The 25,167-nt window shown below is 70.3% G+C and carries 25 protein-coding genes; 15 read left to right on the forward strand and 10 right to left on the reverse strand.

The window, feature by feature from the left end; translation table 11 throughout:
• Window positions 1-347: 347 nt before the first annotated feature.
• Entirely contained in the window at window positions 348-584 is a 237-nt protein-coding gene (locus tag KGD87_RS22955) for a SelT/SelW/SelH family protein (RefSeq protein WP_284662572.1), read from the reverse strand.
• A gap of 188 nt (window positions 585-772) precedes the next feature.
• Here KGD87_RS22955 and KGD87_RS22960 point away from each other — a divergent pair, with 188 nt between their 5' ends.
• Both KGD87_RS22960 and KGD87_RS22965 read left to right on the forward strand, forming a co-directional pair.
• Window positions 773-2,215 carry a pyridoxal phosphate-dependent decarboxylase family protein gene (locus tag KGD87_RS22960; RefSeq protein WP_284662573.1) on the forward strand — a complete coding sequence of 481 codons (1,443 nt, stop codon included), beginning with the start codon at window positions 773-775 and terminating at the stop codon, window positions 2,213-2,215.
• A 78-nt stretch (window positions 2,216-2,293) separates the two neighbouring features.
• Entirely contained in the window at window positions 2,294-3,013 is a 720-nt protein-coding gene (locus tag KGD87_RS22965) for a glycosyltransferase family 2 protein (protein ID WP_284662574.1), read from the forward strand.
• A gap of 10 nt (window positions 3,014-3,023) precedes the next feature.
• Here KGD87_RS22965 and KGD87_RS22970 read toward each other — a convergent pair whose 3' ends face one another.
• Both KGD87_RS22970 and KGD87_RS22975 read right to left on the reverse strand, forming a co-directional pair.
• Window positions 3,024-5,123, reverse strand: coding sequence for a monovalent cation:proton antiporter family protein (locus KGD87_RS22970; protein WP_284662576.1), 2,100 nt, complete (start codon window positions 5,121-5,123; stop codon window positions 3,024-3,026).
• Window positions 5,124-5,230: 107 nt separating this feature from the next.
• Entirely contained in the window at window positions 5,231-5,680 is a 450-nt protein-coding gene (locus tag KGD87_RS22975; RefSeq protein ID WP_284662578.1) for a hypothetical protein, read from the reverse strand.
• Window positions 5,681-6,041: 361 nt separating this feature from the next.
• On the opposite strand from KGD87_RS22975, the gene KGD87_RS22980 reads away from it, so the two are divergent.
• From KGD87_RS22980 to KGD87_RS22990, 3 genes are all read left to right on the forward strand, one after another.
• Window positions 6,042-8,009: a hypothetical protein gene (locus KGD87_RS22980; protein WP_284662579.1), complete on the forward strand. Its 1,968-nt coding sequence runs from the start codon at window positions 6,042-6,044 to the stop codon at window positions 8,007-8,009.
• A 186-nt stretch (window positions 8,010-8,195) separates the two neighbouring features.
• Window positions 8,196-8,747 (forward strand): putative ABC transporter permease, encoded by a 552-nt coding sequence (locus KGD87_RS22985; RefSeq protein WP_284662580.1) that lies wholly within the window; start codon window positions 8,196-8,198, stop codon window positions 8,745-8,747.
• Window positions 8,748-8,914: 167 nt separating this feature from the next.
• Window positions 8,915-9,949, forward strand: coding sequence for a rod shape-determining protein (locus KGD87_RS22990; protein WP_163784032.1), 1,035 nt, complete (start codon window positions 8,915-8,917; stop codon window positions 9,947-9,949).
• A gap of 59 nt (window positions 9,950-10,008) precedes the next feature.
• Here the strand turns inward: KGD87_RS22990 and KGD87_RS22995 are convergent, their stop codons facing one another.
• Both KGD87_RS22995 and KGD87_RS23000 read right to left on the reverse strand, forming a co-directional pair.
• Entirely contained in the window at window positions 10,009-10,737 is a 729-nt protein-coding gene (locus KGD87_RS22995; protein WP_163784034.1) for a glutathione S-transferase family protein, read from the reverse strand.
• A gap of 42 nt (window positions 10,738-10,779) precedes the next feature.
• Window positions 10,780-11,781, reverse strand: a complete 1,002-nt coding sequence (locus tag KGD87_RS23000) for a zinc-dependent alcohol dehydrogenase family protein (RefSeq protein ID WP_284662584.1) — start codon at window positions 11,779-11,781, stop codon at window positions 10,780-10,782.
• Window positions 11,782-11,911: 130 nt separating this feature from the next.
• Here KGD87_RS23000 and KGD87_RS23005 point away from each other — a divergent pair, with 130 nt between their 5' ends.
• The 3 genes from KGD87_RS23005 (at window position 11,912) to KGD87_RS23015 (ending at window position 14,331) form a co-directional block, all read left to right on the forward strand.
• Window positions 11,912-12,829 carry a LysR family transcriptional regulator gene (locus KGD87_RS23005; RefSeq protein WP_284662586.1) on the forward strand — a complete coding sequence of 306 codons (918 nt, stop codon included), beginning with the start codon at window positions 11,912-11,914 and terminating at the stop codon, window positions 12,827-12,829.
• A gap of 134 nt (window positions 12,830-12,963) precedes the next feature.
• Window positions 12,964-13,272: a DUF378 domain-containing protein gene (locus KGD87_RS23010; protein ID WP_284662587.1), complete on the forward strand. Its 309-nt coding sequence runs from the start codon at window positions 12,964-12,966 to the stop codon at window positions 13,270-13,272.
• 132 nt (window positions 13,273-13,404) lie between these two features.
• Window positions 13,405-14,331, forward strand: coding sequence for a hypothetical protein (locus KGD87_RS23015; RefSeq protein ID WP_284662588.1), 927 nt, complete (start codon window positions 13,405-13,407; stop codon window positions 14,329-14,331).
• Between the two features lie 47 nt (window positions 14,332-14,378).
• On the opposite strand, the gene KGD87_RS23020 is transcribed toward KGD87_RS23015, so the two are convergent.
• Together KGD87_RS23020 and KGD87_RS23025 are read right to left on the reverse strand one after the other, a co-directional pair.
• Window positions 14,379-14,564 carry a VOC family protein gene (locus KGD87_RS23020; RefSeq protein WP_284662589.1) on the reverse strand — a complete coding sequence of 62 codons (186 nt, stop codon included), beginning with the start codon at window positions 14,562-14,564 and terminating at the stop codon, window positions 14,379-14,381.
• Window positions 14,565-14,700: 136 nt separating this feature from the next.
• A complete protein-coding gene (locus KGD87_RS23025; RefSeq protein WP_284662591.1) occupies window positions 14,701-15,432 on the reverse strand; it encodes a helix-turn-helix domain-containing protein in 732 nt (243 codons plus the stop codon).
• A 126-nt stretch (window positions 15,433-15,558) separates the two neighbouring features.
• Here KGD87_RS23025 and KGD87_RS23030 point away from each other — a divergent pair, with 126 nt between their 5' ends.
• Entirely contained in the window at window positions 15,559-15,957 is a 399-nt protein-coding gene (locus KGD87_RS23030; protein WP_284662592.1) for a hypothetical protein, read from the forward strand.
• Window positions 15,958-15,982: 25 nt separating this feature from the next.
• On the opposite strand, the gene KGD87_RS23035 is transcribed toward KGD87_RS23030, so the two are convergent.
• Window positions 15,983-16,432 carry a LysR substrate-binding domain-containing protein gene (locus tag KGD87_RS23035; RefSeq protein WP_350102591.1) on the reverse strand — a complete coding sequence of 150 codons (450 nt, stop codon included), beginning with the start codon at window positions 16,430-16,432 and terminating at the stop codon, window positions 15,983-15,985.
• A gap of 83 nt (window positions 16,433-16,515) precedes the next feature.
• Here KGD87_RS23035 and KGD87_RS23040 point away from each other — a divergent pair, with 83 nt between their 5' ends.
• Window positions 16,516-16,764 carry an NAD(P)-binding domain-containing protein gene (locus KGD87_RS23040; RefSeq protein ID WP_284662593.1) on the forward strand — a complete coding sequence of 83 codons (249 nt, stop codon included), beginning with the start codon at window positions 16,516-16,518 and terminating at the stop codon, window positions 16,762-16,764.
• 1 nt (window position 16,765) lies between these two features.
• Here KGD87_RS23040 and KGD87_RS23045 read toward each other — a convergent pair whose 3' ends face one another.
• Window positions 16,766-18,058: a type I restriction enzyme HsdR N-terminal domain-containing protein gene (locus KGD87_RS23045; RefSeq protein ID WP_284662594.1), complete on the reverse strand. Its 1,293-nt coding sequence runs from the start codon at window positions 18,056-18,058 to the stop codon at window positions 16,766-16,768.
• A gap of 190 nt (window positions 18,059-18,248) precedes the next feature.
• Here KGD87_RS23045 and KGD87_RS23050 point away from each other — a divergent pair, with 190 nt between their 5' ends.
• Together KGD87_RS23050 and KGD87_RS23055 are read left to right on the forward strand one after the other, a co-directional pair.
• On the forward strand, window positions 18,249-19,136 hold the full coding sequence (locus tag KGD87_RS23050; protein ID WP_284662595.1) for a bile acid:sodium symporter family protein: 888 nt from the start codon (window positions 18,249-18,251) through the stop codon (window positions 19,134-19,136).
• Between the two features lie 70 nt (window positions 19,137-19,206).
• On the forward strand, window positions 19,207-19,827 hold the full coding sequence (locus tag KGD87_RS23055) for a hypothetical protein (RefSeq protein ID WP_284662596.1): 621 nt from the start codon (window positions 19,207-19,209) through the stop codon (window positions 19,825-19,827).
• Here the strand turns inward: KGD87_RS23055 and ppsA are convergent.
• On the reverse strand, window positions 19,804-22,185 hold the full coding sequence (gene ppsA / locus KGD87_RS23060; protein WP_284662597.1) for a phosphoenolpyruvate synthase: 2,382 nt from the start codon (window positions 22,183-22,185) through the stop codon (window positions 19,804-19,806). The genes KGD87_RS23055 and ppsA overlap by 24 nt on opposite strands.
• A 248-nt stretch (window positions 22,186-22,433) precedes the next feature.
• Here ppsA and KGD87_RS23065 point away from each other — a divergent pair, with 248 nt between their 5' ends.
• The 3 genes from KGD87_RS23065 to KGD87_RS23075 are packed head-to-tail and all read left to right on the forward strand — an operon-like array spanning window position 22,434 to window position 25,109.
• Window positions 22,434-23,489, forward strand: a complete 1,056-nt coding sequence (locus KGD87_RS23065) for an NAD(P)-dependent alcohol dehydrogenase (protein ID WP_284662598.1) — start codon at window positions 22,434-22,436, stop codon at window positions 23,487-23,489.
• A 46-nt stretch (window positions 23,490-23,535) separates the two neighbouring features.
• Window positions 23,536-23,658, forward strand: coding sequence for a short-chain dehydrogenase (locus tag KGD87_RS23070; protein ID WP_284662599.1), 123 nt, complete (start codon window positions 23,536-23,538; stop codon window positions 23,656-23,658).
• 11 nt (window positions 23,659-23,669) lie between these two features.
• The gene (locus tag KGD87_RS23075; RefSeq protein ID WP_284662601.1) at window positions 23,670-25,109 is read left to right on the forward strand and encodes an MATE family efflux transporter; all 1,440 of its coding nucleotides are present in this window, start codon (window positions 23,670-23,672) and stop codon (window positions 25,107-25,109) included.
• The last annotated feature ends 58 nt before the right edge of the window (window positions 25,110-25,167 follow it).

Raw genomic sequence — 25,167 nt, forward strand, 5'->3', positions numbered from 1 at the left:
GACGCCTCCGCGGAAGGCCCCAGCCGGGGCGCTCAGGACAGAGGTTCCCTGTTCGGTCCGACAAGACGGCGGACCGGGTGGGGCATGGCACTGAAAGAGTCACGGGTAACCCGGCCCGTCGGGGTATAGACAGACGTGCTACGTCAGCGAGACGGACCAACTCCGCGCACGGCGCCAACCGCGCGAACAGGAATGACCGTGGCGGCGCTCCTCAACGTCCGTCAGGCATGCCGCGCGACGAAGCGGTGTTGCTGAGCACGGTGGATGAGGGAGGGACGCCCAGTTTCGAGCGCCCTGGTTGATGGGCTCCAAATGCCATCGCGGAGCTGGCTCAGCCAGCCATCACGCTACCGCCCCAGCACCTTCGCCACCGCGTCCACCACCTCGTGGTCCGTGGGGAATGCGAGCGACGCCTTCCGGATGGCGACCTTGCCATCCACGGCGACCTCGTAGCTGCCCGAAGGGCCCGGCAACAGCTCCACCTCTACCTCCAGCTCATCCTTCAATGCGGCCGCCGCACGGGCGGCCCGAGGCCTGTAGCCTCAAGCAGTACAGTAGGTAATCGTCACCTTCGGGTCGGCCATGGCCATCCTCCTCACATGAGCGGGACACACGACACGCGCGCCCCGTGAACCAGACTTAGTGCGCGCCGCCACCACACGCCACCCTGCCTGCTCACTCGCCCCCTTTTACCAAGGGTTCTCCGCACACCCGGCAACAGACGAAGGGACCATTCCGCCCTCGCACCGGCACGGCTACGTTCCGCCGCACCATGACGGACTTCCGAGCGCGAATCGCCGCCGCCTACGACGCTGACGCCTTCCGCCGGGAGTCCCACCGGCTGATGGACACGCTCTCCGACTACCTCGCGCGCACCACCCGCGCCGAAGGCCCCGTGCTCCCCTGGGCCGCCCCCGCGGTGAACGTGGACCGCTTCGCCGCGGCCTTCCCCGAAGCCCCCACGGGCGACTTCGCCGACCTCATCACCCGCGTGCTCTCCAGCTCCAACCACCTGCACCACCCGCGCTACGTGGGCCACCAGGTGACGGCCCCCGTGCCGCTGGCCGCCCTGTGCGACGCGGTGTCCTCCCTGCTCAACAACGGCATGGCCGTGTACGAGATGGGCCCCGTCTCCACCGCCATGGAGCGCAACGTCCTGCGCTGGATGGCCGCGCGGCTCGGCCTGCCCGAAACGACGGACGGCGTGCTCACCTCCGGCGGCTCCCTGGGCAACCTCACCGCCCTGCTCGCCGCGCGGCAAGCCAGGGCCGGCTACGACGCGTGGAACGGCGGCGCCCACGCCGGCCCGCCCCTCACCGTGCTCACCGCCCAGACGACGCACTACAGCCTCGCCCGCGCCGCGCGCATCATGGGCTTTGGCGAAGGCGGCGTGACGCCCGTCCCCGTGGATGAACACTTCCGCCTGCGCCCCGAGGCGCTCGACGCCGCGCTCGAGTCCGCCACGCGCGCCGGGCGCAAGCCCATCGCCGTGGTCGCCAGCGCCGGCTCCACCGCCACCGGCGCCTTCGACCCGCTGGAGCCCGTGGCCGACTTCTGCGAGCGCCACGGCCTGTGGTTCCACGTCGACGGCGCACACGGTGCCTCCGCCGTCCTCAGCCCCGCCCACCGGCACCTGGTGCGCGGCATCGACCGGGCGGACTCCGTGGTGTGGGACGCTCACAAGGGCCTGCTGATGCCCGCGCTGGTGACGGCCGTCCTCTTCCGCGACGGCGCCCGCTCCTTCGAGTCCTTCTCCCAGGAGGCCAGCTACATCTTCCACGGTGATTCGGAGCGCCCCTGGAGCGACATCGCCCTGCGCACCCTGGAGTGCACCAAGGAGATGATGGCTCTCAAGGTGTACGCCTGCCTCGCGGTGCTGGGCACCCAACTCTTCTCCGACGCGGTGACGGAGTCCTACGAGCAGACCCGTCGCTTCGCCGAGCGCCTCTCCGCCGCCAGCGACTTCGAGGTCGCCGTGCCGCCCGAGTGCAACATCCTCTGCTTCCGCCACACCCCCGCGCACGTCCCCGCCGAGCAGTGGGACACCCTCCAGACGAAGCTGCGCGAGCGCCTCGTCACGCGCGGCGATTTCTACCTGGTGCAGACAAAGCTGCCCCGGGGCGTCTATCTCCGTGTCACCCTCATCAACCCGCTCACCACCGACGCGGACCTGGACGCCCTCATGGACGCGCTCCGGGCCGCCGCGCTCCGCTGAACGCCGCGCCCCCGGCCCACACCTTCCGTGTCAGAAGGTCGCCCCATGACGCAAAATGCGGTACAGCCGCAAAACGCCATGCTCGTCTCACTTGTCATCCCCGTCTACAACGAGATTCCCACCCTCGCCGAACTGCTGCGCCGCTGCGTCGCCGTCGACTTCCCCAAGGAGCTCGTCCTCATCGACGACTGCTCCAAGGACGGCAGCCGTGAATTCCTGCGCCAGCTTCAGGAGCAGGGGGTGGGCCTGTTGGGGGGCACGCCGCGCAACCGCAACGAGGTGCGCGTCCTCTTCCAGGAGGAGAACCAGGGCAAGGGCGCGGCGCTGCGGCGCGGCTTCACCGAGGCCACGGGTGACATCATCATCGTCCAGGACGCGGACCTGGAATACGACCCGCGCGACATCCCCAACGTCATCCAGCCCATCCTCGACGGGGACGCGGACGTCGTCTTCGGCAGCCGCTTCACCGGCACGCCCCGGCGCGTCCTCTATTACTGGCACACCGTGCTGAACAACATGCTCACCACGCTGTCCAACATGACCAGCGGCCTGAACCTCACCGACATGGAGACCTGCTACAAGGCCTTCCGCGCCGAGGTGCTGCGCTCCGTGCAGGTGGAGGAGGACCGCTTCGGCTTCGAGCCGGAAATCACCGCCAAGGTGGCCCGCGGCCGCTGGCGCGTCTTCGAGGTGCCCATCAGCTACCACGGGCGCACCTACGAAGAGGGCAAGAAGATTGGCTGGAAGGACGGCGTGCGCGCCCTCTACGCCATCGCCAAGTACAGCGTGAAGCGGTAGGCCGCGGCCCTCACGCCTGGACGCCCGTCGGCTCCGACGCCAAGACGGGCGCCGCCACACCGGTGAGCAGGCTCTTGGCCGCCTCCACCGCGTCGTGCGTGCCCGTCAGCGCCAGCACGTCACCGGGCTGCAGCACCTCCTGCGCGGACGGCACGGACACGCTCGAGTCCCCGCGCCGGATGGCCAGCACCGTGGCCCCCGTGAGGCCTCGGAGGTTGACCTCGGCCAGCGTCTTCCCCGCCGCGGGGCTGGAGACCTCCAGCCGCACCGGCACGGGCTCGCCCAGGCCCGGGAGCACCTTGGAGACGTGGTCCAGCGCGTGCTCGTCCGCGCCGGGCTCGCGCGAGTGGGACTGCGCCGCCAGCGCCTCCACGATGACCTGCGCGCCCGCGCGGACGTGGCCGTGCAGGTTGGTGGCGCCCCGCCAGAACGTCACGCCCAGCGCGCCAATCAGGGCCAGCACGACGAGGGGGCCCATGGCGCCCCGGAGGAAGGGCTGCGTAATCGCCACCACCGGCACGCTCACCAACAGGATGATGCCCAGCTGCAGCGTCACCAGCAGCACGCGCCGGGGCGCCGCCGCCAGGTCCACGCGCCCGTCCTTGCGGCCCGGCAGCGCCGCCTCCGCCAGCTCCTCGCCCAGCCGGCGCGCCACCTGCACCACGCCCACCAGGAACGGGATGGAGAGCAGCACCGCGCCGCCCAGGATGATGTACCGGGACAGGTTCTCATCGATGCCCAGCTGCTGCTCGATGATGGAGGCCAGCTTGCCCGCCATCAGCGCCGTGCCAATCACCAGGACCATCAGCAGCACCGCGTCCAGCACCAGCAGCCGCGCCAGCCGCCGCACCGCGGCCCCGAACGTCTGGCGCCGGGGCGCATCCCGCAGCCGCTCCACCCAGGTGCCGTACAACGTCACGAACGTCTGCAGCGGCTTGGGCAGCTTGCGGTCCACGTAGCTGGCCACCGGGCCCGACGTGCGAATCAAGAGCGGCGTGGTGAGCGTCGTTATCGCGGAGACGGCCACCGCCACCGGGTAGATGAAGTTGCCCGTGGCCTTCAGCGACAGGCCCAGGCCCGCGATGATGAAGGAGAACTCGCCAATCTGCGCCAGGCTCATGCCCGCCTGCACGGAGGTGCGGGTGCTGTTGCCGGTGAGGAACGCGCCCAGCGCCACGCTGAGAATCTTGCCGGTGATGACGACCGCGGTGAGCACCAGGATGGCGGCCCAGTGCTCCGCGACGAGCACCGGGTTGATGAGCATGCCCACCGACACGAAGAAGATGGCCGCGAAGATGTCCTTCACCGGCTGCACCAGGTGCTCCACCACCTTCTCCTCGCCGGACTCCGCCACCAGCGAGCCCGCCAGGAAGGCGCCCAGCGCCACCGAGTACCCGAAGGCCTGCGCCAGCAGCGCCACCGCGAAGCAGATGCCCACGCTGGCCACCAGCGTCGTCTCCGGCCGGTTGAGCTTCACCACGTAGCGCACCGCGCGGGGGATGATGAACAACCCCACCACCACCAGCCCGACGAGGAACGCCACCAGGCGGCCGGTGGTGAGGGACAGCTCGCCCAGCGACAGGCCCGTGCCCGTGGACACGGCCGTCAGCGTGGCCATGAGGAGGACGGCGATGAGGTCCTCGACGATGAGCACCCCCACCACCAGCTCCCGCAGCCGGCCCCGGATGTTCTGCTCGTCGAAGGCCTTGGCGATGATGGTGGTGCTGGAGATGGCGATGAGCGCCCCCGTGAAGAGGCTCTCCAGGGTGGTCCACCCGAAGGCGCGCCCCACCACGAAGCCCAGCCAGATCATGATGCTGCACTGGATGACGGCGGTGACCCCCGCCGTGGGCCCTACGGCGAACAGCTTGCGGAGGCTGAACTCCAACCCCAGCGAGAACATCAGGAGGATGACGCCCAGCTCCGAGAGCGTCGTCACCACCTCCGGGTTGGCGACGAGCGGAATCGGCAGGTACGGGCCGACGACGAGCCCGGCCAGGATGTAGCCCAGCACCACGGGCTGGCGAAGCTTCTGGAAGAGGACCGTCGTCACGGCCGCGACGCACAGGACGACGGCAATGGCTTGGAGGACCTCGTGGGCTCCATGCATCGGGACACCTCGAAAGAACAAACCCAGCGGAAGATTGAGGTTCGGACCGGCCCGGCGGCGTGCGTCGGACCGCGCATCATGCGGCGGCCCGATTCCGAGCGCCGTCTTCAGCCGCGCGCGGGAGGCCCACGCAACGACTGGGTGACGAGCGTTGGCCGGTCACCGGCGGTGTCTCCTGGCGCCGTCAAGGCCGCGGAGCGCAGCAGCCGGACGGTGTCCGTGGCAACGGCCCGCCGCCGTTCTCGGGCCTGACGGTGGGCCTCATGGAAGCCCGGCGGGAAGGACGCTCGTTCCCGCCCCAAGGACGGCTTCGCCTTCGCCCCGGCCGGGGCGCTCAGCACCGCGGCCCAGGTATCGCTCCCCACCCCGGCCAGGCTCCCACAGCGCCACTGCCGGGTGCGCTTGCCCACGAAGGCCGCGCCGCCCCGGTCCACCCACGCGCCGCTGCCCTCGGAGGCCCCGTACACGGCGTGGGCCTCGGCAGACACCACGAGTCCCAGCGCGTCGCTCCACGGCACGGACGCGAGCGCCGTGCCCAGGGCCAGGGCCAGCAGCATTCCGTGCGCGCGTCGCCTGGGTGGAGATCGCAGAGATGTCGGGCCGGCGGAGCACATCCGCTTCTCCTGTATTACGCGGGTGCCACCCAGTAAAGCGCTCCGCCGCGGCGGGAAAATGCCAATCCAGCGCTCGTCGGCCAGGTTTCTGCCGCGCCGACGAAACTCCTCCGCCTCATTTCCTGAGAATCCCGGCAGCCCTCACCCAGTACCGCGCCTGCTTTCAAGGCTCGGCGCTGCGGAGGGCCTCGGCTGGCCCGCCACAAGGTCCCAGCCGGCACCACACCCTTGATGCACGCACGCGCCGCGTCCCGCCCCCGCGAGACGACCCACGGCCGTGACAGCCTGGAGAAGGAAGCCCCCCATGGGAATCGGAAAACTGATTGGTGGAGCGGCGGACGCGGCGAAGCGGGCCGCGGAGGCCGCGGCGAAGCGTGCGGCGGAGGCGGCCCGGCGCGCGGCGGAGGCGGCGGCGCGCAAGGCCGCGGAGGCTGCGGAGGCCGCGGCGGCCAAGGCGCAGGAGGCCAAGGAGAAGGTCTCCAACGTGGCCCAGGAGCGGACCCGGGACGTCTTCGAGGGCGCCAAGGACAAGGCCGCTGACGCCGTGGGCGGCGTGGCCAACGCCACCAAGAACGTCGTCGAGGGCGCCAAGGACAAGGCCGGTGACGTCGTGGGCGGCGTGGCCAACGCGACGCAGAACGTCGTCGAGGGCGCCAAGGACAAGGCCGGTGACGTCGTGGGCGGCGTGGCCAACGTCACCAAGAAGGCCGTGGGCGGCGTGGCCAACACGACGCAGAACGTCGTCGAGGGCGCCAAGGACCGGGTGCAGGACGCGGCGGGCAACGTGCGCAACGCCGCTGGTGACGTGTTCGAGGCGGGCCGCACCGCGGCCACCGTCACCGCGAATGGCCTGGGCAATGTGCTCCAGGAGACGGTGAACCGGGCGGGCCCGGTGCTGGACAAGGCCACCGACGTCGCCGCGGACGGGCTGGACTTCGCGGGCCGCGCCATCCAGGACGCGCCCACGCTCAACCCCCTGCAGGGCATCGGCAACGACATCATCGGCGGGGTGCTCCAGGGCACGGCCGACGTGGTGAGAGACCCGGTGGACACGGCCCGGGCCATTGGCGACGCGGTCAACCTCAACCGGCAGGTGGACCAGCTCAAGCCGGGTGAGAGCACCTCCATCGGCCTCTACGCGGAGGCCAACGGCGCCACGCTGGCCGGCAAGGTGAAGGGCACCCTGGGCGTCAGCCGCAGTGAGGAGGAAGGCGGAGGCTACACGGTGTCCGTCACCGGCGAGGTGGGCGCGGGCGTCGCCGCCAAGCTGGGCGCCAAGGGCGCGGCGGACGTGGGCGCCGAGGCCTTCGGCACCGCCGGCGCCACGGTGGAGTTCCAGTTCGACACCGCCGAGGAGGCCAAGCGCGCCACCCGCATCATCGCGGCCTCCACCGCCACCGCGGGCGCCACCGCCAGCAACCCCGTGCTGGGCGCGGGTGTGAATCAGGTCCTTGGAGATCCGCTGTCGGACCTGGCCGGCCTGACGGAGAACATGAGCGCCGTGGAGTTCAAGCTGGGCGCCGAGGCCAGCGTCAACGCCGAGCTGGGCATGAAGGGCCTGCCGGAGGCCCTCAGCGCGGGCGCCGGCGCGGGCGCCGGCATCAACCAGAGCACCACGGCCCGCATCGAGATGGAGGGCGGCAAGCCCCAGAAGCTGACGCTCAAGCAGAGCCTGGAAATCAACGGCAACGCCAGCGCGTCCGCGGGCGTGGGCATCCCCGGTGGGGACGTGTCCCTGCCCACCAACGCGTCCGCGGGCGTGTCCGGTTCGCTCGGGGTGGAGCTGGAGCAGAGCGTGGAGCTGCCCGAGGGCTTCAACCCGACCGACTTCATCAAGGACCCGAAGGGCACCGCCCGCGAGCTGGGCGCCAGCGTGCGTGACACCCAGGAGGCCAGGCTGACGCTGACCGACTCGCGTCAGGCCAACGCGTCCGCGCTGGGCCTGGGCGGCGCGACGGGCCGCGAGGTGAAGGCGGAGATCAGCGGCAACATCAACGACATCGCCACCAGCGGCGCCTTCGGCAGCATCGCCCAGGGCGACGTGGGCCAGGCGCTGGAGCAGCTCAAGGACAAGGTCGACATCAAGGCCACCGTCCAGGACAAGCACAAGGTCACCGGTGACCTGGGCGTGGGCATCCACGCGGGCGTGGGTGGCGGCGAGGTGGGCATCTCCACCGAGCGCACCTACGCGGGCGAGGAGCAGGACCTCACCGCGGCGCAGCTCGCCGAGCTGTACCTCACGCAGCGCTGGTCGGCCGGCATCCCGGGCTGAGCCGACGCTGTCGGGAGCCCGCCCGCCCTGGGCGGGCTCCTGGGTGTGTGGGCCCGTGTCGTCCGGGTTGGATTCCCGGCCATGGGAACAGGCACACCGTCCGCCATGGCACAGCCGAGGCAAGCGGTCAGCACTGGCCGGCGGGGCAGGAGTGCCCCTTTTGCGGGGCGGACTTAGCTTTCCGAAGTGCTTTCAAGATTCCTCGTCTACGGGTGTGTGGGTTGGGTGCTCGAGGTGATGTTCACCGGCACGGGCGCCGCGCTGAAGAAGGACCGGAGCGCCACGGCGCGCACCTACCTGTGGATGCACCCCATCTACGGAGGCACGGCCCTGGCGCTGGAGGAGGTCTCCGCCCGGCTCAAGCCCCTGCCCCGGCCGCTGCGGGCGCTGGCCTACACGGGGCTCATCTTCGGCGCGGAGTACGGCACGGGGTGGCTGCTCAAGCGCCTGCTCGGCTGCTGCCCGTGGGACTACGCGCCACATAAGTGGAGCGTGCACGGCCTCATCCGGCTGGATTACGCCCCGGCCTGGTACCTTACCGCCCTGCTGTTCGAGCCTGTCCGTGACACGCTGCTCCACGTCACCAGCGAGGCCCTGCGCCAGACGCCGGAGTACCGCGACGCGGAGGCTCAGGGGACGCTGCTGCCCACGGCGCTCCCCGAGGAGAAGCCGCTGGAGGCGGGCCTGGTGGCGGCGCGCTTCGAGTCGGCGCAGGCCGAGCCCGCGTCCATTCCCTGAGAGCCGGGAGCGCGCCCGAGTCCGCTGGCCGACTGCCCCCCAGGCGGATATGAAAGCCGCTACCGGCTTTTCTTCCTCCGTGCTGCGTCGCGTAGTACCTTGGCCTGCCTCTGCCCCCGCGATGACGGGGAAATTCCGCCGACTCCCCCGAAAGTTCCCGCCCCCGTATGTTTGACTGGCTTCACACCCTCTTCTCGCGTGACCTCGCCATCGACCTCGGCACGGCGAACACGCTCATCTACATCCGAGGCCAGGGCATTGTCTCCAACGAGCCCTCGGTGGTGGCCGTCCAGCAGGACTCGCGCGGGGGCAAGAAGGTCCTCGCGGTGGGCAAGGAAGCCAAGGAGATGCTCGGGCGAACCCCGGGAAACATCGTGGCCATCCGTCCGATGAAGGACGGCGTCATCGCGGACTTCGAAATCACGGCCGCGATGCTGCGCTACTTCATCCAGAGCGCGCACAACCGCAAGACGCTCGTCAACCCGCGCATCATCATCGGCATCCCCTCCGGCATCACCGAGGTGGAGCGCCGCGCGGTGCGCGAGGCGGCGGCCAACGCGGGCGCTCGCGAGGTCTACCTCATCGAGCAGCCCATGGCGGCGGCCATTGGCGCGGGCCTTCCGGTGACGGAGCCCAGCGGCAACATGATCGTGGACATCGGCGGTGGCACGTCCGACGTCGCGGTCATCAGCCTGGCCGGCATCGTGTTCGCCAAGAGCGTGCGCATCGGCGGCGACAAGCTGGACGAAGCCATCATCCAGTACGTCAAGCGCAAGTACAACCTGCTCATCGGTGAGCGCACGGCGGAGCTCATCAAGATGGGCATCGGCACCGCGTACCCGACGGACGAGGTCATGACCATGGAGATCAAGGGTCGCGACCTGGTGGCCGGCGTGCCGCGCACGCTGACGGTGTCCAGCGATGAAGTGCGTGACGCGCTGGCGGAGCCCGTCAACGGCATCGTCGAGGCGGTGAAGCTCACGCTGGAGCGCACCCCGCCCGAGCTCGCCGGCGACATCGCCGACCGCGGCATCGTGCTGGCTGGTGGCGGCGCGCTGCTGAAGAACCTGGACACGCTGCTGCGCGAGGAGACGGGCCTGCCCGTGTTCCTCGCCGAGGACCCGCTGTCCGCCGTCGTGATGGGCGCGGGCAAGGCGCTGGAGTCGCTCGACATCCTCCGGCAGGTCTGCCAGCCGGGCTGAGCCTCGAAGGCCTCGGCTCCACGGCGCCACCTCTCACGAGGCTGGCGCCGTTTCACGTTTCAGCGGTGCTTCGCATAGAGGCCGTCCCGCCACTCGAGCAGGTCCGGGAAGCGGGAGGCGAGCGCCGCGTCGCTCCACATCGCTCGCGTCCCTGGGCCCAGGGGAAGGTGGCGGTCGTCCACCGGCCGCACGAACTGGAGCAGCACCGCGGCCGTGACGTCCGCGTAGCTGAAGCGCGACAGCAGGTAGGGCCGGCCGCCCAGGGCCGCGCGCAGGCGCTCCAGCGTGGGGATGACCTTGTCATGGACGGCGGCGTCGATGTCCGCGGGCGTCTGGTGCTTGCGGGCCACGAAGCGCGCGCCCAGCCTCGCGGCCGGCGCCAGCACCGACCGGAGCCCCTCGGGCAGGAACGAGGGAAGGCTCTCCATCTGGGCCTGACGATTCTCCAGCAACGCCGCCACCACCCTGACGCGCGCGGCGGCGAGGCCCTGCTCGCTGTCGTCATCCCAGCGCTGAATCACCGGGAGGTCCGCGGCGGGGAAGAGGGGCTCCCCCTGCCCCAGCTCCTCCGCGCGCCGCGCGATGACGAACGAGCCGGGGAACGCCTCGCCCTCGTCGATGAGCAACGGCACGGCGGGGCGTACACCCCGTGGCGTACGCCAGCGCAGCAGCGGCTCACCGATGAGCGGCAGGTGTTCGCGGTAGCGATAGGCGACGCGGTGGTGGTCCAACGCCCAGCGAGCCTTCTCCGTCCAGGGCGAGTAGCTGAGTCCGTAGAGTGTGCGCATGCCGCCCGGGACACTACGCCCGACGGCATGCGCGACTCCAGGTCAAGCCGTGATGACCAGTTTGCCAAACGGCCCGCGGTCCAGATGTTCGAGCGCCGTGGGCAGCGCCTCGAGCGGATAGACAGCGTCGACCACGGGCTTCAATGCCAGCCGGTCCACCGCGCGCACCAGGTTCTCCAGCCCGCGCCGGTGTCCGACGAAGATGCCCTGGATGACGCCGGAGCTCAGGAACAAGGGCTGCACCGGGAAGCGGCTCTCGAAGCCCTCGAACACGCCGATGAGTGAGACGCGCCCGTCCGACGCGAGCGCCTTCACCGAGCGGCCCAGGTTCTCCCCGCCCACCAGCTCCAGGATGTGGTCGGCCCCCGCGCCTCGCGTCAGGTCGAGCACCGCCGTGTGCCACTCCGGGGTGTGACGACGATGGATGCCGTGCGCGGCGCCCAGGGCCTTCACGCGCGCCAGCTTGTCCTCGTCCCCCGAGAGCACGATGACCTCCGCGCCCATGGCGGCGGCGAGCTGCACCGCGAACAGGGACACGCCTCCCGTGCCCTGCGTCACCACCGTGTGCCCCGGGCGCAGCCCGCCCAGCTCCACCAGGGACGTCCACGCGGTGAGGCCGGCGCACGGCAACGTGCTCGCCTGCACGTCATCCAGTGTTCCGGGCGACGCCACCAGCCACGGCTCCGGCATGATGACGTACTCGGCCAGCACGCCCGGCGCGTTTCCCCCCAGGCTGCGCACCGTCCCACGCGGCACGGGCCCATCCACCCAGTCCGTCTGGAAGTTGGCGATGACGCGGGCCCCTTCCTTGAAGCGGTGCACGCCCGCGCCCGCCGCGACCACCACGCCCGCCATGTCCGAGGCCGGCGTGAAGGGCTGGTGCGCCGTCAGGTAGCCGCCCCCGTCGAGCATCAGCTTCTCGCGGTAGTTGAGGGAGACGGCCGACACACGGATCAACACCTCACCTGCACCCGGAGAGGGAATCTCCACCTCCGCCAGCTCCAGGTGCGCCCGTCCCGCCTGCTTCGCCTGCCAACGCTTCATCGTTGCGCCCATCGTCCGCTCCGCGTCCTGCATGAAAGTGATGAGGGAGCTATACGGACGAAGCAGTGTCGCCAGTGGCGACACTTTGTCGAGTCACTGGAGACGCGAGGGCACCAATGGGAGCAGCGTCATGATGGACCGCCTTGGGGGCGTCTTCGCCTTCGTGCAGGCCGTGGAAGCAGGAAGCTTCGCCCTCGCCGCGGAGCGCATGGGGCTCTCACGCTCGGCCGTGGGGAAGAGCATCGCGCGGCTGGAGGAGCGGCTGGAGACCCGGCTGTTCCAGCGCACCACGCGCCGGCAGAGCCTCACCGAGGACGGCCAGGCCTTCTATGAGCGCTGCGTGCGCGCGCTGGCGGAGCTGGAGGCGGCGGAGACGGCGCTGGACTCCGGGCGGCGCGCGCCCACGGGCCGCCTGCGCGTCAGCGCGCCCATGATGTTCGGCCGGTACTGCGCCGCGCCGCTGCTGCGCGAGCTGGTCCTCCAGCACCCAGGACTGGAGCTGGAAATGGCCTTCAGTGACCGGGTGGTCGACCTCGTCGAGGAAGGCTACGACCTGGCGCTCCGCGTCGCGCCGCTAGCGGACCACGCGGGACTGACGGCGCGCCGGCTGGGCGTCCAGACGATGTCCGTCTGCGCCGCGCCCGGCTACCTGAAGCGCCGTGGCCGCCCGAAGACACTCAAGGACCTGAGCCAGCACGACGCGGTCGTCTACGGCCGCAACGGTGTCAACAAGCCCTGGCGCTTTCCGGACGGCCAGGGCGGCGAGCAGCGCATCACCGTCCAGGCGCGCATGCGCTTCGACGACGTGGAGACCATCATGGACGCCGCGGTGCAGGGGACCGGGCTGGCGTGGCTCCCGCGCTGGCTCATCGCGGAGCACCTGCGCGGCGGAAGGCTCGTCGAGGTGCTGGAGACGCAGCGCCCCTATGACAATGAAATCTACGCGGTGTGGCCCCAGAGCAAGCACCTGACCTCGAAGGTGCGCGCGGCCATCGACCTCCTCGTCGCGCGCATTCCCGAGCGACTGGCGGACACCGACTCCCGCTGAGCCGCACGGCAGTCGAAGCACCGAGCCGGACAATCAATGCCGGTGGAGTAGCCAGAACGCGCCGGAGCAACACCTTATCCGGGAGGCATCACCCACCTGCACGAGTGGAACACACCTAGCCAAGGATACGAGCCATGGAACGAGCGGACGCGGACCGAACCAGAGGAGGGATCGCCAAGGCGATGGCCGTCCTGGCCATCATCGGCGCCATCAACTGGGGCCTGATTGGCTTCTTCAATTGGAACCTCGTGAACGCGCTGTTCGGCGGCGATACACGAACAGAGATGAGCGCGCTCAGCCGGCTCATCTACTCCATCGTGGGTCTGTCGGGCATCGCGCTGGCACTCACCTTCCCGTGGAAGAAGAGCCTGGGAGCCAGCACGACCACCACCACGCCGAGAACGGACATGGGGATTCACCGCCGAACCGAAGTGCGTCCCTGACGCAGGCGGGCCCGCTGTTCTCACGGGCCCCTGCGTCCACCGCGGGTGATACGTTCGGCGACCCACAACGCAGCGGTTCCGCCTCGGCCCGTCCATCCCGGGCCGGGGCCTCCGCACGAGAAAGCCGTCGCCATGCCTGGAATCCCCGATGCCGAGTTCCTTCAGGACGCCTTCATCCAGGAAGGCGTCAGCCCGGCCCCTGGCGTGGTCATCGCCGCCTGCACCGTGGGCGATGACGAGGACGCGCCCAAGAATCGCGTCGGCGTCCGTCAAGACGGCGAATGGCTGGAGTTCGGCCTCTCCAACGAGGCCATCCTGTCGGTGGACGCCACCCCGGGCGGAGAGGCCTACGTCCTGGGGGAGAACGGCACCGTCGTCCGCTTCGATTGGAAGACGCCCAAGACGCGGGATGCGCTCCGCGCGTCGCGCAAGCCCTTCGCCAACGGGGCGGTCACCCACAAGGGGCCACTGCGCCGCCTTCGCGTGCTCGGCGGAGACGTGCTCTGCGCCGGCTCCGTGGGCCAGGTGTACTGCTTGAACGGCGAGCGCTTCGACTCCCTTCCGCCCCTGACGGTGGACGGAGAGCCTGTCACCATCGAGGACCTCGCCGGCAACAGCCGCGAGGACTTCATCGCGGTGGCCTCCGATGGCTACGCCGCCCACTTCAATGGCAGCACGTGGCAGATACTGGCACTGCCAATCCACACCTCACTGACCGCCATCTGCAAGCTGGAGCAGGGCTACGCCCTCTGCGGGAAGAGCGGAGCCGTGATGACGGGCAGCGGGGACGAATGGAGCGACCTCACGCCGGTCGACGGGGACCGTGACTACTGGGGCATCGCGGCGCACCAGGGGACGCTCTACGTCGCGCATCTGGCTGGCATCGACCATGCGTCCGGCCAGACGCTGCGCCCCCTGAAGCTCCAGAAAGAAGCGCCGTTGCAGTTCACCGTGCTGCGGGGTGCCTCCGACGGCGTCTGGTCCTTCGCGGACCACACCATCGGGCGGATTCACGACGGACAGTGGCACACGCTGACCAGCGGGCCCCGCACTCCCTGATTGCCCGACGGGCCCCACACGCCGCGGAAGACGCTCGGCTCCATCCATCAGGCCAGCGTCTGCAAGACGGCCAGCACGTTGCCCGAAGGGTCCTTGAACCAGGCGATGGGCGGCCCCATGTCACCGCGGACGATGCCCTTCGCATCCGCGTCGAAGCCGTCATACCGCTCCAAGCGCACGCCTCGGCGGGTGAGCTCCTCCACCGCCTTGTCGATGTCCGCCACGTCGCGCACCGAGAAGCCGCTGAACGCCTTCGTGTCTCCGAACTTGCCTGACTCCCTGGCTGGATGGCCGCCGTCCCCGGCGCTCCCCTTCAGTTGGAAATGGACCGCGCCAGACGCAACGACGCGGCCCGCGGGGAATCATCCATCACATCGGATGGAACTGCTCGATGGTGATTTCCTCCACCAGCGCATCCTGGGGAGCGCCGAAGCTGGTGAGCGTGGTGTACCAGTGGGTCGTCACGCCCTCCCGGGTGAACGTCAAGGGCACCAGCACCGAGCCGGCGTTGGCGGGCCGCAGCGCGGTCAACGCCTCGACACCTGGCTGCGCCAGAACGCGGGACAGGACTGACGCCACGGGTGAGCGGGGGCCTCGCATGCGCACGCCCTCCCGCAGCCGGTGGAGCAGATACCCCGCGATCTCCTCCCAGTTGCCAATGGCCGAGCGCACGGGCCCGGGCACGAAGACGAGGTCCATCAAGTTGACGTGCCCCAGCGCCTCGCGCGTCTGTCCCATCATCGCGAGCGCGCCCGGATTCGCATCGAGCACCGTCGAGGTCGAATCCACCACGATGGCGGGATACGGCTCATGCGACGCGAGGATGAGTCCCGCGGCCCGCCGGACCTCCGCCAGCTCCGCGCTGTGCCAGCCGCGCTCGCCGAATTGAGGCGCGAACCCCGCCGCCACCAGCAGGGCGTTGCGGTCCCGCAGGCCCAGCCCCAGTGCCTCCGCCAGCCGCAGCACCATGTCCTGACTGGCTCCGGAGCGGCCCGACTCCAGGAACGACAGGTGACGCGCCGATACCTGCGCCTCCAGCGACAGGGCCAACTGGCTCTTGCCGCGCAGCGTTCTCCATTCCTTGAGCAGGGGTCCAATCATCGCCGTGTCCCTTTCCGAGCCCAGACTGCCCCAGCGCGTGACGCGGGACGATGACCTTCGAGGTAATTGAGAACCTTCCCCGCCAGGAACACTGTGCTCCCGTTCCCGCCCAACCGGAGAGCCCAGATGATGCCCCACCTGCTTCGCAATCCCCGCTTCGTCTACCGCTTCGACGCCGCCGCCTCGCTCCTCATGGGCGTGGCCTTGTTGCTCCTGGCGCCCACCCTCACCCAGCTCGCGGGGTGGACGCTGCCGCCCAGCTTCCTGTTCGGCGTAGGCCTCTTCCTGCTGCCATGGTCCGCCTTCAACCTCTGGGTCGGGCTCAAGCAGCCCGTCCTGGGCGCGGCCCTGGTGCACGTCCTGGTGGACGCCGCCTGGGTGGTGGGCAGCGTGCTGCTCGTCGTCATGCACGCCCAGGATCTCACGCCCCTGGGCGTCGCGCTGCTCGGCGGGCAGGCCTTCGCCGTGGTGGGCGTGCTGGCCCTCAAGGCCATGGGACTCACGTCGCTTCGCGCGGCGGCGTGAGCACCGCGGCCCTCCAGAGGTCCGCTCAGCGCGGGGCGGACCTCCGCCCGGTGCGGCGCTGCGCGGCGGGAGCGGCGCCGCGCGCCTGCTCCGGCGGAGCGCCCAGCGCCTCGGAGAGCGCCTGGAGGAGCACCCGGACCCTGGGCACGGCGCGGCGGCCCGCCAGGAACACCGCGTGGACCGGAGGCCCTTCGGCCGCGTAGCTCGCGAGCACCTCCACCAGGGAGCCGTCTTGCGTCCGCGCGTCGCGCATGAAGTCCAGCACCTGGCAGAGGCCCGCGCCCGCCGCCGCCAGGTCCAGCAGGGCCGGACCGAAGTCGACGTCCATGGCGGCGTCCGTGCGCACCACCCGCGCTGGCCCGCCCGGCGTCTCCTGGAAGCGCCACTCCCGGGCGCGGCCTCGTGGGTCCACGAACTTCAGGCAGGTGTGCCGGGCCAGGTCCGCCGGGCGCTCGGGGGTCCCGTGCCGGGCCAGGTAGGACGGCGCCGGATGACTCCCTGGGCGAACAGCTCCAGCGCGCCTTCCCGGACCTCAAGGTCGTCAAGGCGCTCAACACCATGAACTGCCAGGTGATGGTGGAGTCAGCGCGCGTGCCGGGAGACCACGACGTCTTCGTGTCCGGCAATGACGCGGAGGCCAAGGCCCTGGTGACGAAGCTCCTCAAGGAGGGCTTTGGCTGGAAGCACGTCATCGACCTGGGGGACATCACCACCGCCCGAGGCACGGAGGCCTTCCTCCCGCTGTGGCTGCGCCTGTGGCGCAGCCTGGGCAGCGGCGACTTCAACATCCACGTCGCGAAGCGCTGAGTCAGCCCGTGATGACCTTGAGGGCGGGCTTCCCGTCCTCCTGTGTGGCGGCGTCTGAAGACGGTGGCTCGTCACGCACCGTCTTGGACAGCTCCAGGCTCCGAATCACCAGCGCCTTCAGCGCCCAGACCTGGGGCACCGATTCGATGAAGACGCGACTGGTGCCCAACCCAGCGGGCGCCGCCTCCACCTCGAAGCCCGCGGCGATGGCGCGGGCCTCGTCCACCGGCACCCAGGTGACGATGCTCTTGCGCTTGCCATTGCCGAAGAACCGGGCGAACCACTTCGTGGGCCGCTTGAAGGACACGTTGAAGTAGGACGCCGTGTCCCGGTAGAGCATGTCCTCGGCGGCGTGGCCGTTCTTGACGCAGATGTCCCGCACCACGCCGAAGAACTCCAGCTCCGTCTCGGTGGTCTCCACGGCGGCGCGGCCCTTCTCGTCAGGCGCGGCGCGGCCCTCCGCCTCGAAGGGCTTGGCCGACTCCGGCTTCACCACGTTGGCGCCCTCCTGCGCCACCGCGGGCTCCGCGCCCTCATTGAGCCGCTGGATGCGCTCCTTGAGCTTGTTCAGGAAGTCGTCGCCCATGACCCGCAGCAGCGTCGGCTCGATGGCCTCCCTCGCGACATCCGCCAGCCGCTCCATCACCGCGGTGGTCCGCTTGCCCTTGTAGATGTCCTCCGTGAGCCACCTGAGGAAGGCCTCGTGTTCGCCGGGCGCTTTCAGGGCGGACGCGAGCTTGTCTATCATCCCCTGCCGGTAGCGGCTGTTCTCCGCGTCCGTAATCAACGTCGTCGCGTTGAAGGCCTCACGGCTGAACTTGGACAGGAACTTGGCCACCTTCACCCAGTCCGCCTTCGTGTCCTCCAGGGAGAACGTGAAGAAGGGCTCCGGGTCCATGACGTTGGGGTTCTCCAGGTCTCCAAAGAAGAGGTAGTGGCACCCGTCGGTGATGATGCCGAAGTGGAGCTCCGGCAGCTGTGACAGGTAGCGCGCCAGTTGCTGCGCGCGGGCCTTGAGGTCGGTGCCCAGGGGCTTGGTCTCAATGACGATGAGCGGCTTGGTGCCCGTCTGGTCGAAGATGGCGAAGTCCATGCGGTCCGGCAGCTTCTTGCCGTCTCCCTGGACGAAGTCCGCCGTGTACTCCAGGCGGACCTCCCGCGGGACGCTCGGGTCGTAGCCGAGGCTCCGGATGAACGGGACGACCAACGCGATCTTCGCGGTCTCCTCATTGGAGATGAACGCCTTGTTGTCTTGATAGCGTTTGACCAGCTCCAGCAGATGGTTCGCGTCCATGGCACGTCCCCCTGCCCGGGAATGCGAGGCGTCCGGGCGCGGAGGTGATTTCAAGGCGAGCGAGCCCTGGCGGCCATCCCTCCCAGGGGTGAGGCCCGCCCCCTTGACTCCGCGGCCACTTCGAGGAACGCATGCACGGCTGGCCGCCCCGCCGTGCCTCCCAGGGGCTGGCCGTGGCCATCCTCTCCGCATGGACACCGGGGTGATTGCCGCGCTGGGCCTGCGGCACGCAGTCGAGTTCGCGGTCCAGCACCTCGTCGTGCTCATGGGGTTCGTCCTGGGGCTCGCCGTCGACGCGAGCGCCGTGAGGCGCGCCATGCGCCTGCCGGCCTACGCGCGGGGACTTCCCACCGTGCTGCTGGGTGTCCCGCTGCTCGCCTTCGTGCTGGTGCATGTCCTCCCGCTGCCGCCTCTCGCGGCGGGAATCATCCTGCTGATGGCCGTCAGCCCCGGCGTGCCCAGCGTCGCCGTCGCGTCCTACCGGCAGCGTGGAGACCTGAGCCTCACGGTGGCGCTGTCCCTCACGCTGTCGCTGGCCGCCATCCTGCTCCTGCCGCTCACGCTGCGGCTGCTCAGTGCCTTCTTTCCGGCGGTGTTCCAGGCTCCGCCCACCACCCGGCTCATCCAGCAGGTCATGATGCCCTTCCTGGTGCCGCTCATCGCGGGCTGGACCCTGCGCGCATGGCGCCCGGCGCTGGCGAGGCGCCTGCTGCGGCCCATGCTGTGGCTCTTCAAGGCCGTGTTCGTCTGCGCCGTGCTCGCCCTGCTGGTCATCAGCGGTCCGAGGTTGCACGACGTGAATGACTGGATGCTGCTGGGCATGTTGGTGATGACGCTGGGCTCCGCGATGATGGGCCACCTGGCGGGGGGGCCCCTGCCAGAGGACCGGACAGCCCTCGCGCTCGCCGCCGTCTTCGGCAATCCCTCCATCGCGCTCGCCGTCGCCAGCGCCAGCGACCAGGGGCGGCGACTGCTCCCCTATATCTGCGTCTACCTGGTGCTGCGGACGCTCGCGCTGCTCCCCTACCTGCTCTGGAACAAGCACCACGTCCTCCGCCACGGACGGACCCGAGCCTGAAGCCACTGCAGTGTCCGCTTCGGAAGCCGCGTGTGCGACATTGCGCTGCCCCGCGGAACTCGAGACAGCGATGAAGACCGAGCGCGAACTCTTCAATGAAGCGCTGAGCACCCAGGATGACGCCTATCTGAACGCGGAGGCGCAGCTGCGCCGAAGAGGTGCGGCGGCAGTCGCGGAGCTCCGCCGCCATCTGGCGGACCCGGCGCCGCTCCCCCGGCTCCTGGCCCGGACGCTGATTGCCTGGGTGGAGGGCAAGGCGCCCGACAATGACAAGGCCCTGGCCTACCTCGAGGCCCTGCCCAGGCAAATCGCGAAGACGCCCGTACTGGCTCCCAGCCCAAGTGGAATCTCCTCCTATCTCGGGCGCCACTTCCAGGACCGGGTCGTCGAGGTGCTCGCGCTCCGGCTGGTCAAGGTCCCTTCCCTGCCCCGGTGGTATGCGCTGGGCGTCATCTTCTACCTGGGCCAGCAGCGGAAGGCCTCCGTCACCGAGGCGCTGCTTCGCTTCGCCATCGAGACCCGGATTCCAGAGAGCCGGCGTCACGCGGCCGACGCGCTCCGCGCCATCGGAGACCCCGAACTGCCGCGCAAGCTGGCGGCAGAGCGAGCGCGGATTGCCGCCCATGCCGAGCCGCTGCCCGCGGAGGTCGAGGCCACCACCGCTCCCCTACCGCCCGACAAGCAGCCCTGAGCGACGTTCCCCTCCTTGGCAACCCTGAAGCGTCGCCGGCTTCGAGGCGGCCAGCAGCAGCCGCTGCTCCGCGGCCGCAATCACCCGCTGCGTCGCGAGCACCGCCGCCGGGTCCACGGAGATGGACGTAATCCCCGCGCGCACCAGGTGCTCCGCGAAGTCCGGCCGGTTCGACGGCGCCTGCCCACACAGTGAAGATGTCAGGCCCGCTTCCTCGCACCCGCGGATGATGTCGCCAATGGCGGCCAGCACCGCGGCGTCCGCTTCGTCGAACAGCTCGGCGCACGACTCGGAGTCCCGGTCCACGCCCAGCACGAGCTGCGTCAAATCATTCGAGCCGATGGACACGCCATCAATCCCACACTTCGCATAGTCGTGGAGGCGGTAGACGATGGAAGGCACCTCCGCCATCACCCACTTCCTCAAGCCCCGCTGCCGCCCCAGCGGGCTGCGGGCGATGAGCTCCAGACACGCCTCCAGCTCCCAGAGCGTGCGCACGAAGGGCAGCATCACCTGGAGGTTGGGCGTCTGCTCGCGGACCCGCGCCAGCACCTCCAGCTCCAGGTTGAACACGTCGGGCTCGCGCAGGTACCGGTAGGCGCCCCGGAAGCCAATCATCGGGTTGGACTCCTCGGGCTCGAACTCCGCGCCGCCGTCCAGGCCGCGGAACTCGTTCGTCCGGAAGTCCGTCGTCCGGTACACCACGGGGCGCGGATGGAAGGCCCGCGTCGTCTGGAGCAGCGCCCCCGCCATGCGCTCCACGAACTCACGGCTCCGGCCCTCCGCGATCAGCTTGCGCGGATGCACACCGCCCAGCGCCTCCGTGAGCATGAACTCGGCGCGCAGCAGGCCCACGCCATCCACCGGGAGCGCCGCGGCCTCGCGGGCCTGCGCGGGCAGGGCCAGGTTGACGTAGAGGCGCGTGGCCAGCACCGGGGCCGTGCCCACCGTGGGCGCGCTGGCGGTCGCCTCCGCCGCCCGCGGACGTGGCGCTTCCTGTCCCTCCCGGACTTCTCCCGTCGAGCCATCCACCGTCACCGCTTCGCCATCTCGCAGCGTGCGCGTGGCGGTGCGTGTGCCCACGACGCAGGGCTTGCGCAGCTCCCGGCTGACGATGGCGGCGTGGCACGTCATGCCGCCTCGGTCCGTGACAATGGCGGCGGCCCGCCGCATGGTGGGGACCCAATCCGGCGACGTCATCTCGGCCACCAGCACCTCACCCGGCTGGAGCTGCCCGCCCGCTGCCGGTGACGCCAGCACCCGCACCCGGCCCGCCGCCACTCCAGGCGACGCGCTCAGTCCCCGCACCAGCGCCTTGCCCGCGTGGCCTTCCTCCGGCGGAGGCGCGGCGGCGGGCTTGCCCAACGTGGTAATCGGACGCGTCTGCACCAGGTACAACCGGCCGCGCTCCTCCGCCCACTCGATGTCCTGCGGCGCGCCGTAGTGCTGCTCCACCCGCAGTCCCAACCGCGCCAGCTCCAGCACCGCCACGTCGCTCAGCACGCGCTCGTGGGCCTGCTCCGGACTCAGCGTCTCGCGCTGCGTGTGGCCTTCGACATCGCGCACCAGGCGGACACTCTTGTCGCCCACCCGGACCTCGCGCACGCGAGGCTCCTTCTTGGTGACGTAATACGTATCCGGCTCCACCTGCCCGCCCACCACGACCTCTCCCAGCCCCCAGGCCGCCTCGATGACGATGCGGCCGGTGTCTCCCGAGGACGGGTCCGCGGTGAACATGACGCCCGCGCGGGACGCATCCACCATCGCCTGCACCACCACGGCGATGGCGGGCTCCTCGGTCAGCGCCGCCGCCTTGCGGTAGGACACCACGCGCTCGCCATAGGCCGAAGCCCAGCATGCCCGCAGCGCGTCCATCAAGGCGTCCTCGCCCAGCACGTGGGTGAAGGATTCGTGCATCCCCGCGAAGGACGTGGCCACCGAGTCCTCCGAGGTCGCCGAGGAGCGCACCGCCACGGCCCGGTCCGCGCCCAGTTGTTGATACGCCTCCAGGATGGAAGCGCGCAGCCGCTCCGGGACGGGCGCGCTCCGCACCTGCGCACGGAGCTGCTGGGTCACCTGGGTCAGTGACGAAGGGTCATCCGGGTCCACCTGTGCCCAGAGCGCGCTCAGCCGGGCACGTACCGGCGCCATGGCCTCCTGGAAGGCGGCGGCGGTGATGACGAAGCCCGGCGGGACGGGCAGCCCTGCCCGCGTCATCTCGCCCAGGTTCGCGCCCTTGCCACCCGCCAGCGCGACGTCCTCGCGGGACAGCTCGCTGAACCAGCGCAGACGAGGCGCGGCGGCCACCTCCGGCTGCTCGGCTTGCGGTGGCTTCTGCGTGTCCGGTGAGACGCTCATGGTACCGCCCCCTGAAGTAGACGCCTGATTGCGCGGGCGCGACTCACCGAGGACGATGCGGCCGATGTCAGGAGATGACATCCACCCGGGCCCGGAGCGCGCGGGCCCGAGCCACTGCCACATCCCCATGCCCCCGAGCATGCGCCCGGCACGAACGCCACCGCCGCCTCCACGCCCGAGCGGATGACACCTTCCAGCACCGTGCCAAGACTTCACGGGTGGGCATCCACGAGCCACGGGGGGAGAGCATGCGAGCCAATGTCTTTCAGGCGGTGAACCGCTTTGGCATCGAAGAGGTGGAGCGCCCCCACGCGGGAGCCGGCGAGGCGGTCATCCGGATGACGCTGACCACGGTCTGCGGCACGGACCTGCACATCGTCCGAGGCGAGTACCCGGTGCGCCCAGGGCTCGTCATCGGTCACGAGCCCGTGGGCGTCATCGAGGAGCTTGGCCCCGGCGTGACGGACTATCGCCCGGGGCAGCGTGTCCTCGTGGGCGCCATCACCCCGTGTGGACAATGCAGGGCCTGCCTGTCCGGCCACCTCTCGCAGTGCGGCCACGGCGCGGGCTGGGAGGCCCTGGGCGGCTGGCGCATGGGCAACACCCAGGATGGCGCTCAGGCCGAGTACATCCGCATCCCCTCCGCGCAGGCCAACCTCGCGCCCATTCCGGACGGGCTCACGGATGAGCAGGTCGTCCTCTTGTCGGACATCGCATCCACGGGCTTCAGCGGCGCGGAGGCGGGCGGCGTGCGCATCGGCGATGCGGTGGTCGTCTTCGCACAGGGTCCCATCGGCCTGTGCGCCTCCATTGGCGCGCGGTTGATGGGCGCCTCGCTCGTGGTGGGCGTGGACGGCGATGAGGCGCGCCTGAAGATGGCGCGGAGGATGGGCGTGGACGTGGTGCTCGACTACCGTCAGCAGGACGTGGTGGCCGAGGTGAAGCGGCTCACGGGCGGCGGCGCCGACGTGGCCATCGAGGCGCTGGGCACCCAGCAGACCTTCGAGAGCGCGCTGCGCTGCCTGCGGCCCGCGGGCACGCTGTCCAGCCTGGGCGTGTACTCGGGCAAGCTCCAGTTGCCCTACGACGCGTTCTCCGCCGGCCTGGGGGACCACCGCATCGTCACCACCCTGTGTCCAGGAGGCAAGGAGCGCATGCGCCGCCTCATGGACCTGGTGCACCACCAGCGCGTCGACCTGTCGCCGCTCATCACCCACCGCTTCAAGCTCGCGGACATCCAGGAGGTTTACGCCCTCTTCGGCGAGCGCCGTGACGGCGTCTTCAAGGTGGCCATCCAGCCCTGAGCGCAGGCCCCAGCAGGTCGCCACGCGACGGGCGAATCCTACAGACGTGGTGCGTCTCACGCTGACCGCGCTGGAGGCCAGCGAGGAGGAAGTGCTCGCCGACGACGTGAGCCGCATGGTCAAACAAGGCTTGTCCTCCGGTGGCTATCTTGGTGCGCTGAGCGCGTGAGGTGACGTCCCATGGGTGACGCAGCCAGCAGCGACGCAGCTCCGGCGCAGGAGGCAACGCCCGGGTCCACGCCTTCCGCGCTCCCCGGGCGCGCATCATTTCAAGACGCGATGCTGCGGGGCCCGCTCCTGAAGCCCCTGCTCCAGCTCGCCGTGCCCACCACGCTGGTCCTGATTGCCCAGTCGTTGGTGGGCGTGGCGGAGAACTGGTACGCGAGCTTCCTGGGCACGGAGGCGCTGGCGGGCGTCTCCCTCGTCTTCCCCGTCGTGATGTTGATGACGATGATGTCCAACGGAGGCATTGGCAGCGGCGTGGCCTCCGCGGTGGCCCGAGCCCTGGGCGCGAACCGGCGGGACGATGCGAATGCCCTGGTCTGGCATGCCGTGGTGTTGGCGTTGGCCATTGGCCTGTTCTTCAGCGTCCTCGCCTGGATGAGTGGCCCCGCGCTGTACACGGCGCTGGGTGGACGGGCGGGCGCGCTGGACGCCGCGCTCCAGTATTCGAACTATGTGTTCGCGGGCTCGATTCCCTTCTGGCTGGTGAACCTGCTCGCGGCGGCGCTGCGCGGCGCGGGCGAGGTGCGCGTCCCTGCGCTGGTGACGCTGGTGGGCGCCGCCGTCTTCCTCGTGGTGACGCCAGGGGTCATCTTCGGTTTTGGCCCGGTGCCGGCCCTGGGGCTGGCGGGCGCGGGGCTCGCGATGACGCTGTTCTATGCGGGCGCGGCGCTCTGGCTGCTGCGATACATGGCGTCCGGACGGGCCGCGGTCCAACTCACGAAGGGGCCGGTGGAGCCGCGCCTGCTCCGCGACATCCTGCGCGTGGGCCTGCTGACGGCGTTGAGCACGCTGCAGCCCAACCTGATGGTGATGGTCATCACCGGCGTCGTGGGAATGTTCGGCGTGGAGGCGCTGGCGGGCTACGGCATGGCCTCGCGTCTGGACTACCTCATCATTCCAATTCTCTTTGGCCTGGGCACCGCCGTGCTGACGCTGGTGGGGACCAACGTGGGCGCGGGACAGCACGAGCGCGCCCGGCGCATCGCCTGGCTGGGCGGCGGGCTGGGCTTCGTGGCGGCGGGAGTCATTGGGCTGGCGGCGGCGCTGGCGCCAGAAGTCTGGCTCCATGCCTTCAGCCGCGAGCCGGCTGTCGTGGCGCCGGGCCTGGACTACCTGCGCATCGTGGCGCCGTTCTACGGACTGCTGGGCCTGGGCTTCGTGCTCGCGTTCGCCGCGCAGGGGGCGGGCCGCGTGCTGTGGCCCTTCCTGGCGGGCACCTCGCGCCTGGTCATCAGCGCGGGCGCCGGGTGGTTCGTCGCCGCGCGGCTCGACGCGGGGCTCTCCGCCTTGTTCGCCATGGTGGCCGCGGGCCTCGTGGCCTACGCCGGCGTCACCGTCGTGGCGGTGCTCGCGGGCGCCATCTTCCGACGAGAGACGGCGCCGCGCGGCGGTTGATTGGCCCCGTCCAGCCCGCGCCCGCGTCCCCACCTCGAATTCCGGGCTTGACCCCGGG

This window comes from Myxococcus sp. SDU36 (assembly GCF_030168875.1).
In the GTDB taxonomy this organism is placed as follows: domain Bacteria; phylum Myxococcota; class Myxococcia; order Myxococcales; family Myxococcaceae; genus Myxococcus; species Myxococcus vastator.

Bases quoted from the DNA above. Each gene is read 5' to 3' on its own strand.
- KGD87_RS23000 (WP_284662584.1), bottom strand. From the start codon at position 11,781: ATGAAGCGTTGGCAGGCGAAGCAGGCGGGACGGGCGCACCTGGAGCTG.
- KGD87_RS23010 (WP_284662587.1), top strand. From the start codon at position 12,964: ATGGAACGAGCGGACGCGGACCGAACCAGAGGAGGGATCGCCAAGGCG.
- ppsA (WP_284662597.1), bottom strand. From the start codon at position 22,185: ATGAGCGTCTCACCGGACACGCAGAAGCCACCGCAAGCCGAGCAGCCG.
- KGD87_RS23050 (WP_284662595.1), top strand. From the start codon at position 18,249: ATGGACACCGGGGTGATTGCCGCGCTGGGCCTGCGGCACGCAGTCGAG.
- KGD87_RS23025 (WP_284662591.1), bottom strand. From the start codon at position 15,432: ATGATTGGACCCCTGCTCAAGGAATGGAGAACGCTGCGCGGCAAGAGC.
- KGD87_RS22995 (WP_163784034.1), bottom strand. From the start codon at position 10,737: ATGCGCACACTCTACGGACTCAGCTACTCGCCCTGGACGGAGAAGGCT.
- KGD87_RS23045 (WP_284662594.1), bottom strand. From the start codon at position 18,058: ATGGACGCGAACCATCTGCTGGAGCTGGTCAAACGCTATCAAGACAAC.
- KGD87_RS23075 (WP_284662601.1), top strand. From the start codon at position 23,670: ATGGGTGACGCAGCCAGCAGCGACGCAGCTCCGGCGCAGGAGGCAACG.
- KGD87_RS23040 (WP_284662593.1), top strand. From the start codon at position 16,516: ATGAACTGCCAGGTGATGGTGGAGTCAGCGCGCGTGCCGGGAGACCAC.
- KGD87_RS23005 (WP_284662586.1), top strand. From the start codon at position 11,912: ATGATGGACCGCCTTGGGGGCGTCTTCGCCTTCGTGCAGGCCGTGGAA.
- KGD87_RS22970 (WP_284662576.1), bottom strand. From the start codon at position 5,123: ATGCATGGAGCCCACGAGGTCCTCCAAGCCATTGCCGTCGTCCTGTGC.
- KGD87_RS22980 (WP_284662579.1), top strand. From the start codon at position 6,042: ATGGGAATCGGAAAACTGATTGGTGGAGCGGCGGACGCGGCGAAGCGG.
- KGD87_RS22965 (WP_284662574.1), top strand. From the start codon at position 2,294: ATGCTCGTCTCACTTGTCATCCCCGTCTACAACGAGATTCCCACCCTC.
- KGD87_RS23065 (WP_284662598.1), top strand. From the start codon at position 22,434: ATGCGAGCCAATGTCTTTCAGGCGGTGAACCGCTTTGGCATCGAAGAG.
- KGD87_RS22975 (WP_284662578.1), bottom strand. From the start codon at position 5,680: ATGCTGCTGGCCCTGGCCCTGGGCACGGCGCTCGCGTCCGTGCCGTGG.
- KGD87_RS22960 (WP_284662573.1), top strand. From the start codon at position 773: ATGACGGACTTCCGAGCGCGAATCGCCGCCGCCTACGACGCTGACGCC.
- KGD87_RS23030 (WP_284662592.1), top strand. From the start codon at position 15,559: ATGATGCCCCACCTGCTTCGCAATCCCCGCTTCGTCTACCGCTTCGAC.
- KGD87_RS23055 (WP_284662596.1), top strand. From the start codon at position 19,207: ATGAAGACCGAGCGCGAACTCTTCAATGAAGCGCTGAGCACCCAGGAT.
- KGD87_RS22990 (WP_163784032.1), top strand. From the start codon at position 8,915: ATGTTTGACTGGCTTCACACCCTCTTCTCGCGTGACCTCGCCATCGAC.
- KGD87_RS23015 (WP_284662588.1), top strand. From the start codon at position 13,405: ATGCCTGGAATCCCCGATGCCGAGTTCCTTCAGGACGCCTTCATCCAG.